The sequence below is a fragment of the Mycolicibacterium rhodesiae genome, assembly GCF_002086695.1.
Lineage (GTDB): Bacteria > Actinomycetota > Actinomycetes > Mycobacteriales > Mycobacteriaceae > Mycobacterium > Mycobacterium rhodesiae.
This window is the reverse complement of sequence record NZ_MVIH01000015.1, coordinates 106,331-117,444: the sequence shown is the minus strand read 5'-3', so window position 1 is coordinate 117,444 and position 11,114 is coordinate 106,331. Positions and strand designations below refer to the sequence as shown.

The following is an 11,114-nucleotide window of genomic DNA, read 5'->3' as shown; positions in this document are numbered from 1 at the left end:
TACCCGCGGGTGATGTTGTGCTGTCGATTGTTTCGGAGAAGACCGGTTATCCGGTGGACATGCTCGGGTTGGGCATGGAGATGGAGGCTGAGCTCGGGATCGATTCGATCAAGCAGGTCGAGATTTTGGCGGCGTTGCAGGCGAAGTTCCCGGGTGCCCCGGAGATTCCGGCCTCGGAGCTGGCGAACCTGCGCACCCTGCAAGATGTCGTCGATACCGTCTCCGGCTTCGCCGCGCCCGCCCCGGTTGCCGCCGCCGCGCCTGCGGTACCCGCCGGTGATGTTGTGCTGTCGATTGTTTCGGAGAAGACGGGTTATCCGGTGGACATGCTGGGGTTGGGCATGGAGATGGAGGCTGAGCTCGGGATCGATTCGATCAAGCAGGTCGAGATTTTGGCGGCGTTGCAGGCGAAGTTCCCGGGTTCTCCGGAGATCCCGGCCTCGGAGCTGGCGAACCTGCGAACCCTGCAGGATGTCGTCGATACCGTCTCCGGATTCGCCTCCGGTGGCCGCACCGAACAGCTCACCGCTGCACCGCAGCCGGCTGCCGCATCGTCCGCTCCGGTCGGACTGTCGTGCACCGAGGCCGAGCTGCGCGCCGCGCCCCCGACGGGCCTCGCGATGGCGGGACTGCGCGACGGCGTCGTCTTCATCACCCGTGAGGACGCTGCGTTTGCCGATGCGCTACAGGCCGCGCTGACCGCTCGCGGCGTCAACGCCAGCGTGGTCGACGAGGTACCCGCCGAGGCGGGCGCCGTCATCAGCCTGGCCGCCCTGTCTGCGGCCCGCACACCCGAAGACTGTGTCGCGATGCATCTGCGCGCATTCCACGCCGCACGCAGCGTCGCCAGGAGCAGCGCTGCGACAAGGGTTTTCGTCGCCGTACAGTCCACAGGGGCTCGGTTCGTTGCTGCCGACGTACCGATCGGAGTCGCGAGCCTGGTGAAGACCGCAGGCTGGGAATGGCCTAACGCATCCGTGCGGGCCATCGACATGGAAAGCCTTGACGCCGAACGACTGGCGGCCGAACTGCTCGAGGGCGGTAGCGGTATCGAGGTCGCGCTGCGCGCCGACGGTACCCGGTTGGTGGCGGTCGACGACATCGAATCGTCGGTCGGCGAGGGTGAGACGATCAGCGTCACCCAAGGCGGCGTTGTGCTCGTCACCGGTGGTGCCCGTGGTGTGACGGCGGATTCGGCGCTCGCATTGGCCAAACGCCACGGCCTGCGGCTCGCGCTGCTGGGCCGCACGCCCCTACGGGATGTAAGTGCCGACGAACCGGCGGGCACCACGGCCGCCGGGATCGCCACCGCGCTGGCGGCATCGGCGCGTGCCCGCGGTGAACAGCTGACCCTTCCCCAGGCACGTGCCCAAGCCGAAAGCCTGCTGGCCGAGCGGGAAGTCCGCGCCACCCTGTCGACCGCAGAGCGACAGGGCACGCCGGCACGCTACTTCGCGGCCAGCATCACCGACCGCGCCGCGCTGGACAACGTGCTGAACGAGGTCCGGGCCAACTTCGGACCGATCGTCGGTGTCGTCCACGGCGCCGGTGTGCTCGCCGACAAGCGCCTGGAAGACCTCGACGACGATGGATTCGTCAAGGTGTTCAGCACGAAACTGGTTGGCGCGGAGACGCTCCTGGATGCTACCTCGTCCGACGAGCTGCGCTTCATTTCGTTGTTCTCCTCGATTGCGGCGCGAGCAGGCAATCCCGGACAGGCGGCATACGCATCAGCCAACGCGGCGCTGGAGGCGATCGCAGCCCGCGAGTCCGCGCGGCGCAACGGCGAATGCGTCGTCCGCGCCTTCGGCTGGGGACCGTGGGACGGCGGAATGGTCGACGCCACACTGAAGAGTCGATTCCTCGCCGGCGGTGTGGGTGTCATCCCGATCGACGAAGGTGCACAGTTCTTCGCCGATCACGCGCTGTGCCGTTCTTCGGCCACCGCGGTCGTGGTCGCCGCTCCGGCCGAGCCGCGGCTGCGGGCAACACGCCTGGACTGGACGGTGTCGGCCGAAGACCTGCCCGTGCTTACCGATCACCAGGTCCGCGGCCGCATCGTGGTGCCGGTGGTGATCGCGCTCGACGCGATCTTGCGGGCGGCGCGGGGCGTGGTCGCCGACACCTGCCCGGTGGTCCGCGACTTCCAGGTGCTCTCCGGTGTCACCTTCGCCGAAGGCGAAAAGCAGACGCTGAGTATCGATTTCGAGCCGACCGGTTCGGAGTACACGGTGTCCATCCGCGATGCGGAGGGCCGGGCCCGTTACCGCGCGACCGTCGACACCGCTGCGGTGGCGGACCCGCAAAAGTCGGTTCCGCCGGTGTCCGGGTCGTCGTGGCCGCTCAGTGTCGACGAGTCGTACGCCGGGCCCCTGTTCCACGGGCCGCAGTTCGCGGTGATCGAGCGTCTCGACACGTTCGGCGCTGCCGGCGGAAGCGCTGACCTCAAGAGCCTGGACGACCTCGGCTGGCCGCAGAACGGCTGGGCCATCGACGCCGCGGGCGTCGACGGTGGACTGCAGCTGGGCATCGTCTGGGCAGCGTCTCAGGGACGTCCGCTGGTGCTGCCGATCCGGATCGCGCGTGTTGTTCTGCACCGGGCGTTCGGCGACGGCAGTATCGGACGCTGCCGGTTGGCCGCGCACCCGGTCAACGACAAGCGGGTCGACTTCGATATCGCGTACGAAACCTCCGACGGTGCGCTCATCGCAACGCTCGAAGGTGTCGAGTTCTACGCCGCGGGTGCCGCCGCGGATACTCCGGCGTGAGCGTTTTCGAACCCGTCGCGATCGTCGGACGCAGTTGTGTGCTGCCCGGCGCAACGACACCCGAGGAGTTGTTCGACGCATCGCTGAACGGACGCTGTCTGCTGACCCCCACCCCGCGCGATCGGTGGCGGGGAGTGGACCCGGGAAAGCTGCTTGCCAGCGACAAACCTGGTCTGCGGGTGTCGTCGGCGACCGGAGGCTATGTCGACACCTCCTTCGACCTGAGCCAATTCGCCGCGCGGATACCGGATTTGGACCAGCTCGATCCGATCGTTGCGTGGCTCGCGCAATGCGCTCAGCAGGCCCTGGGCGGTCCGCTCGCGGCTCCCCGCACCGGCCTTATCGTCGGCAATCTGTCGTACCCCAGCACCATGGGCACCGCGTTCGTCGAAGCGTTCTGGACGGGGGAGGGCAACGACGACCCGCGCAACCGGTTCTCGTCGGGGCTACCCGTGCACCTGGTCGCCGGCGCGATGGAGATGAACGGTCCGGTCTTCGCGCTCGACGCGGCCTGCGCATCGTCGCTGTACGCCATCAAACTCGCATGCGACGCATTGCACGACGGCGACGCCGACGTGATGCTCGCCGGCGGTGTCAACGGATCGGACGATTTGTTCCTGCATTTGGGCTTCACCTCGCTGCAGGCGCTCAGCCCGACAGGGCAGTCTCGCCCGTTCCACGCGGAAGCCGACGGCCTCGTGCCGTCTCAAGGTGCCGCCTTGGTGGCGCTGAAGCGGCTCTCCGACGCCGAGCGTGCCGGGGACACCATCCTCGGGGTGATTTTGGGTGTCGGGCTCTCGAACGACGGACGCCAAAGCGGTTTCCTGGCACCGGCAGTGGGCGGTCAGACCCGAGCGATGATGTCCGCGCTGGAGCAGGCCGGGCTGACGCCAGCCGACATCGACTATGTGGACTGTCACGCCACCGGCACGCCGCTGGGCGACGCCACCGAGCTGCAGAGCATTGCGGCCGCTTATGGGGACGTTCCGCTGAAACTGGGTGCGCTGAAAGGCAACCTGGGCCACACCATCACGGTGTCCGGCGCAGCAAGTCTGGTGAATGTGCTCTCCGCCATGCAGGCGTCGACCATTCCGCCGACGGTGTGTGAGAAGCCGACCGACAAGCTCGGCGATACGCCGTTCACCTTGGTGACCGCCCCCACGGCATGGGACGGCCCGGTCAAACGTGCGGCGGTCAGCAACTTCGGGTTCGGCGGCAACAACGCCCACCTGATCGTCGAGAACTACCGCGGGCCAAAGCCTTCGGCGACCCGCCAACAGCCGCCCACCGACGAGATCGTGATCTGCGGAATCGGTGTGGTCACCGGCGACGCAGGCGACGCCGAGGCATTCCGCCGCCGGGTGTTCGGTCCGGAGGCGCAGCCCACACCGCTCGACAGCGTCGCACTTGACCTTGCCGGACTCGGTTTCCCGCCCAACGAACTCGCAGGCAGCCTCAGTCAGCAGACCGTCATGCTGGCAGCGGCCGGACAGGCGCTCAACGGCGTCGTCACCGATCCGGACCGCACCGGAGTGTTCGTCGGCATGGGCTGCGACGCCACCATCGCGCGGCAACGGTTGCGGGTGCTCAACGCCGACAACGGACGGTGGCTGGAGGCCAACGCGCAAGCGGCCCCCAAACTGACCGCCGACGGCGTGGTGGGAACCATGCCGAACATTCCCGCCAATCGCATCCACGCGCAGCGCGACTTCCGCGGATTCGGATTCACCGTGTCCACCGAGGAACTGTCCGCGATCACGGCCCTGCAGATCGGCATTCGCGCGCTGCGGTATCGGGAGCTCGACACCGTCGTCGCCGGTGCGGTCGACATGTGTTGTGAGCCTGCGCATTCGCGGGCGGCCGATGCCCTCGACGCCGACACCAGCGTGGGACACGGCGACGCCGCGGTGGCCTTCGTGCTCAAACGACGAGCAGACGCCGAAGCGGCCGGCGACGAGATCATCGCCGTCATCGACACCGACGACGAACCGATCGAGACGGACTCGAACTTCGCGGTCGGCCGGATCGGCCGCACCCATGCGGCCAGTGCTGGGGTAGAGATCGCGGCCCGCGCCGAAGCAGTCCGGGCCCGGGTGCGGGTAGACCAGGCCGGAGCTCAACCGGCACCTGGCGGAACCTCGGCGGCGGTGTGGGTGGAGGCGCTGGGCGGGCACGCCGACGGCATCACCGTGTCCGCCGCGGACGGTGCGCCCAAGCCGTTGGCTGTTGGCGTCGTGCCGGTTTCACAACGCTATGCCGGCAACAGCCGGGCCGACCTGCTGGGGCGGATGCAGCGTGGCGAGCCGGGCGGAGCCGGGCCGGTGCGGTGTTCGTTGGTGGGCGACAGCGAGTCCACGGTGGACAAGCTGCGCCAGCAGGCGCTCCAGCGCCTCGAACGTGGCGAGGCGCCGGTGATCCCCGGCATCGCCTACGCCGAGGAACCGATGGCCGGCGAACTGGCGTTCACGTTCACCGGTGCGGCCGCGGCGTACCCGGGGGCGGGGCGGGATCTGTTGTTCGCGTGGCCGGAGATCGGTGACGCACTCACTCAACGTTTCTCGGGTGTGGGTGATCTGGCTCGCGCTCTGCACGGCGCCGGGATCACCACTCTGGACCCGCGCACTCAGCTGACCGGCTGCGCTCTGGTCTGCCAGTCGCAAGCGGAGTTCTCGCGCACTGTGCTGGGTCTCAAACCCGATGCGGCGATTGGTCTTTCGTCGGGCGAGACCAACTCATTGATGGCCTTCGGGGTCTGGAGCGACCTCGAGCCGATGCTCGACGAGATCGAGGCGTCAGGCATGTACGGCGACGAGCTGACCGGCGAATGCCGGGTGGCGGCGGCGGATTGGGGGCTGGGTGACCAACCTGCTCCATGGGAGTGCTGGCGTATCACCGCACCGCGGACGTTGGTCGACGCGGCGCTGGCCGCCGAGCCGCACGCCTACATGACGATCGTGCAGGCACCGGACGATTGCGTGATCGGTGGCGATCCCGCGGCGTGCCGCCGGGTCATCGACGCCCTACCTGGCGCGACCGCGATCCCGCTGGGTTTGGACATGGTCATCCACTGCGAGGCGATGGCGCCCTTCGCCGACACGTGGCGCAACATCCACACCCGGGAGACGCACGAGGTCCCTGACGTCCGCTTCTACACCAACGCGGTCAACCGGGCCTATGTGCCCACCCGTGAGGCGGCCGCCGAGGCGATCACCCGCCAGGCTCTCGAACCGATCGACTTCCCCGCAACGATCCTGCAAGCCTGGGAGGACGGCGTCCGGATCTTCGTCGAGCACGGCCCGCGCAGCATCCTGACCGGGGCGGTGGGCAAGATCCTCGGCGACCGACCGCATCTGGCTGTCGCGCTGGACCCGCAGGAACGGCGAGGGTTGCGTGCGCTGGCCGAAAGCGTGTCCAAGCTGTGGGTGCATGGACTGCCGGTCGACATCGAGGCGTTCGAAACGCGTATTCGGCAACTGCGCGAACAGCGGGACTCGGCGTCGTCGGAGGGCATCCGCAAGTTGACGCTGGCCGCTCACTGGCCGGACATCGTCTCCGTTCCCGTGGCGCCCCAGACTGTTTCGCCTCCCGCACCACCCATGACTGTCTCGACGCCGGTGGCGTCCAGAAACGGAAGTACACCTATGTCTGATGTGCGAAGTGTTCAAGTCATGCCGCCCGCACCTGCGCAACTTGCGCCGCTGGTGGTAGCCCAGGACCTCGCCGTGCACGCCGTCACGGAGAGAAGCACTGTTGTGGCCCATCCGACTACGCCGGCCGCGCCTGCCGCTGTCTCGCTCAGCGATCAGACGACGACGGCGTTGAACCTGGTCGCCTCGGTCAGCGACGCGCATACCGCATTCCTGGAGCGGCAGGCAGAAGCACACTCGTCGTTCCTGAAGTCGCGCGGCGATCTTCTCGCGCTGGTGTCGGGACGGCGTGGATCGATTTCCACCGTGGCGACGAGTGCACCTGCGGTCTTCACACCCGCACCGGCACCTGCCCCTGCTCCAGCTCCCGCTCCCGCGGCGAGTGCACCGCCTGCGCCACCGGCGCCACCGGTCACCGTGACACCGGCCGCACCGCCCGCACCGGCCGTGCCGACGCCTGCGCCGAGCAAGCGTCCGGCGGCGGCCCCAGAGCCGCTGTGGACCCGTGCTCAGCTGGAAATCCTTGCCGGCGGCAAGGTCTCAGAAGTCATGGGACCGAAGTTCGCCGAGTACGACCAATACGAGCGGCTGGTCCGGATGCCGGAGCCGCCGCTACTTCTCGCCGACCGGGTGATGAGCATCGAGGGCGAGCCCGGAACGATGGGCACTGGCACGATCGTCACCGAGACCGACGTCGACCCGGACGCCTGGTACATCCACAACGGTCGCATGTCGCCGGGTGTGGTGATCGAGAGCGGGCAGGCGGACTTGCTGCTCGCCTCCTGGCTGGGTGCGGATTTCACCAACCGCAGCGAACGGGTCTACCGCCTGCTCGGCTGCGATCTGACGTTCATGGGCGAGCTGCCCAAGGGCGGCGACACGCTGCACTACGAGATCCACATCGACGGCCACGCGAAAACCGGTGACACGCGGCTGTTCTTCTTCCACTACGACTGCTACATCGGCGACCGGCTGATGATCTCGGTCCGCAACGGGCAAGCCGGCTTCTTCTCCGACGCCGAGCTCGCCGAGTCGGACGGGGTGTTGTGGGATGCCGCCGACGATGCGCCGCGCGACGGCGCGGTGCGTGACGAACCGCCCGTCGTCACGCAGAAGCGTTCGTTCACCTCCGACGACGTCGAGGCCTTCACCGAGGGTCACGCCTACCGGTGCTTCGGGCCCGGCTTCGAGCGCGCCGCCGCCCATACCCGCACACCGTCGCTGCCGAAGGGCAAGCTGCGGCTGATCGACGAGATCGCCGAATTCGATCCCACCGGCGGGCCGTGGGGACGCGGGTACCTGCGCGCCACCGCAGCCGTGCCCAAGGACATGTGGTTCTACGACGGGCATTTCAAGAACGATCCGTGCATGCCCGGCACGCTGATGGCTGACGCGGCCACCCAAGCCCTGTCCTTCGCGATGGCTGCCTACGGGTTCACCATCGAACGCGACGGGTGGCGGTTCGAACCCGTCCCGGATGACATGGCGCGGTTCGTCTGCCGTGGACAGGTGACGCCGGACGCCGACCACATGCTCGACTACGAGGTGTTCATCGAGGAGATCATCGACGGCCCCACGCCGACGGTCTTCGCGGCATTGCTCTGCCGCAGTGACGGTTTTAAGGTGTTCCACGCCCGGCGCTTCGGGATGCGTCTGGTTCCGGACTGGCCGATGCCGCCGGGCGCGCCCGGACCGGTGCAGATCCTGGCCGGTACCAACGATGTTCGCGGCGACCAGGGCGCGCTTCTGGCCTGCGGTCGCGGGATGCCGTCGGATGCGTTCGGTGCGCTGTACGCGCCGTTCGACGGCACGAGGCGCGCACCGCGTCTGCCGGATGAGCCGTACCACTTCATGTCCCGGGTGCTCAGCGTGTCCAGCCCGCCGGGGGTGCCGACCAAGGGCGGCACCGTCGTCGCGGAATACGATGTGCCAGAGGGTGAGTGGTACTTCGCCGACGCGCACGTCGACGCGGTGCCGATGCCGGTGCTCATCGAGATCCTGCTGCAGCCGTGCGGCTGGCTGTCGTCGTACAACGGCTTCGCCGCCAACCGCCCCGACGATGTCGTGTTCCGCAATCTCGACGGCGGCGACGTCGTCCAACACCGCCCGGCCCGGGTCGGGAAATTGCGGGTGACCTCCACGCTGGAGCGGTTCGCCGACGGCGCCGGCTCGACAATCGTGTTCTTCGACGTCGTCTGCACCCAGAACGACGAAGTCGTCATGACGATGAAGACGGCATTCGGGTTCTTCAGTCCCGAGGCGTTGCGCAATCAAGTCGGGCTGCGCGTGCCATCAGGTGCGCTGGAGGCGCTATCCGAACCGGCTCCGGTCGAACTGTCGTATCGGGCCGCCGAGCTCGACGGCGCACCCTGGCTGGATCAGGGCCGGCTCCAGGTGCTCGACCGGGTGAAATTCTGGCCGGGCGGGGGAGAGGCAGGTCTGGGCCGGCTGGTCGCCGAGTACGACGTCACCCCGGAGGCGTGGTTCTTCAAAGCCCACTTCTTCCAAGATCCGGTGCAGCCGGGTTCGCTGGGTCTGGAAGCCATGCAGCAGGCGGGCCGCGCGGCCGTCCGGCTGGCCGGGCTTGCGGGGGCGGGCGAGGACTATCAGTTCGAGCCGGTCGCTTTGGATCAGACGTTCAGCTGGAAATTCCGCGGTCAGGTAACGCCAACGAACAAGCGAACCCGCTCCGAGATCGATATTCTGACCACGGAGCGGGATGACCGGGGGGTGTTGGCGGTGTTCGACGGGCGATTCTGGGTCGATGACCTGTGTATTTACGAGACTCGTGGGATGGGTGTTCGCGTCATCCGACGGGTGTCATGAAGGGCATCATCCTGGCGGGTGGCTCCGGAACCCGCTTGCACCCAATCACCCTTGGGGTGTCCAAGCAGCTGATCCCGGTCTACGACAAGCCGATGGCGTACTACCCGCTGTCCACGCTCATGCTGGCCGGGATCCGCGACATCTTGGTTATCACCACCCCGCACGACGCCGAAAGCTTCGAACGCCTGCTCGGGGACGGATCCCGGTTCGGCGTCTCCATCACGTTCGCCCAGCAGCCGTCACCAGACGGTCTGGCTCAGGCGTTCACCATCGGCTCAGATTTCATCGGCAACGACAAGGTGGCCCTGATTCTGGGTGACAATCTGCTCTATGGTCCGGGACTGGGCACTCAGCTCAAGAGCTTCACCGACGTCGACGGCGGTGTGATCTTCGCCTACTGGGTCGCCGAACCATCGGCCTACGGCGTGGTGGAGTTCGACCCCAGCGGTGTAGTGGTGTCGCTGGAGGAGAAGCCGAAGCAGCCCAGAAGCAATTTCGCGGTCCCCGGACTCTACTTTTACGACAACGATGTCGTCGCGATCGCCCGAGAACTTGCCCCGAGCGATCGGGGTGAATACGAGATCACCGACGTCAACCGCGCCTATCTGGAGCAAGGCCAGTTGCGGGTGCAGGTGCTGCCGCGGGGGACGGCGTGGCTGGACACCGGGACATTCGATCAGATGACCGACGCGGCCGATTTCGTCCGGACCATGGAACGGCGGACCGGGCTCAAGATCGGTGTGCCCGAGGAAATCGCCTGGCGGCAGGGCTTTCTGACCGATGACGAACTGCGAGACCGTGCCGATCGTCTGGTGAAGTCAGGTTATGGCCGATATCTGCTCGATCTGCTCGAAAGAGGTTTGTAGTGGCTCGGCTGCTCGTCACTGGGGGTGCCGGGTTCATCGGTTCCAACTTCGTGCATTACGCCGTCCAGCACACCGACCACCACGTCACTGTGCTGGACAAGCTGACCTACGCCGGCAATCTTGCTTCGCTGTCCGGTTTGCCTGACAGTCGAGTGGATTTTGTTCACGGTGATGTCGCCGACGCCGGTGTTGTGGAGAAACTGGTGGCGGCTGCCGATGCCGTCGTGCACTATGCCGCAGAAACCCACAACGACAATTCACTGAACGACCCACAGCCGTTCTTGCACACCAACGTGATCGGTACCTTCACGTTGCTCGAGGCGGTCCGCAAGTACGGCGTGCGCTACCACCACATCTCCACCGACGAGGTGTATGGCGACCTGCCGTTGGATGACCCCGGGAAGTTCACCGAGGCCAGTCCGTACAACCCGTCGTCGCCGTACTCGTCGACCAAGGCCGGTAGCGACATGCTGGTGCGAGCCTGGATACGTTCATACGGTGTGCAGGCGACGATTTCGAATTGTTCGAACAATTACGGGCCATATCAGCACGTCGAGAAGTTCATTCCCCGCCAGATCACCAACGTGCTGCGTGGGACTCGTCCCAAGCTCTACGGCGACGGCCTGAACGTCCGCGACTGGATCCATGCCGACGATCATTCGTCCGCTGTGTTGCAGATCTTGGAGAATGGTCGGATCGGGGAAACGTACCTGATCGGTGCCAACGGTGAGAAGGACAACAAAACCGTGGTCGAACTGATTCTCACCATCATGGGTCACGACGCTGATGATTATGACCACGTCCCCGACCGGTCCGGTCATGACCTGCGCTACGCGATCGACGCGACCAAGCTGCGCGAAGAGCTCGGTTGGCAGCCAACATATTCCGATTTCGAACATGGCTTGAGTTCAACCATTGAGTGGTATCGCGCCAACCAGGACTGGTGGGCGCCCGCCAAAGACGCCACCGAGGCTTTCTACGCTCGGCTCGGGCAATGACAGGGGTAT

Annotated in this window: 4 protein-coding genes; all 4 read left to right on the top strand. The window is 66.7% G+C overall.

Features of this window, described 5'->3' with window-relative positions; all coding sequences use genetic code 11:
- On the top strand, positions 1 to 2,768 hold a 2,768-nt coding region (locus tag BST42_RS23745), incomplete at its 5' end, for an SDR family NAD(P)-dependent oxidoreductase (protein ID WP_133057511.1).
- Positions 2,765 to 9,241 (top strand): beta-ketoacyl synthase N-terminal-like domain-containing protein, encoded by a 6,477-nt coding sequence (locus BST42_RS30360; protein WP_083121776.1) that lies wholly within the window; start codon positions 2,765 to 2,767, stop codon positions 9,239 to 9,241. The genes BST42_RS23745 and BST42_RS30360, both read left to right, overlap by 4 nt.
- The gene (gene rfbA / locus BST42_RS23735; RefSeq protein WP_083121775.1) at positions 9,238 to 10,107 is read left to right on the top strand and encodes a glucose-1-phosphate thymidylyltransferase RfbA; all 870 of its coding nucleotides are present in this window, start codon (positions 9,238 to 9,240) and stop codon (positions 10,105 to 10,107) included. The genes BST42_RS30360 and rfbA overlap by 4 nt, the downstream gene beginning before the upstream one ends.
- The gene (gene rfbB, locus BST42_RS23730; RefSeq protein ID WP_083121774.1) at positions 10,107 to 11,105 is read left to right on the top strand and encodes a dTDP-glucose 4,6-dehydratase; all 999 of its coding nucleotides are present in this window, start codon (positions 10,107 to 10,109) and stop codon (positions 11,103 to 11,105) included. The genes rfbA and rfbB overlap by 1 nt, the downstream gene beginning before the upstream one ends.
- Positions 11,106 to 11,114 lie beyond the last annotated feature (9 nt).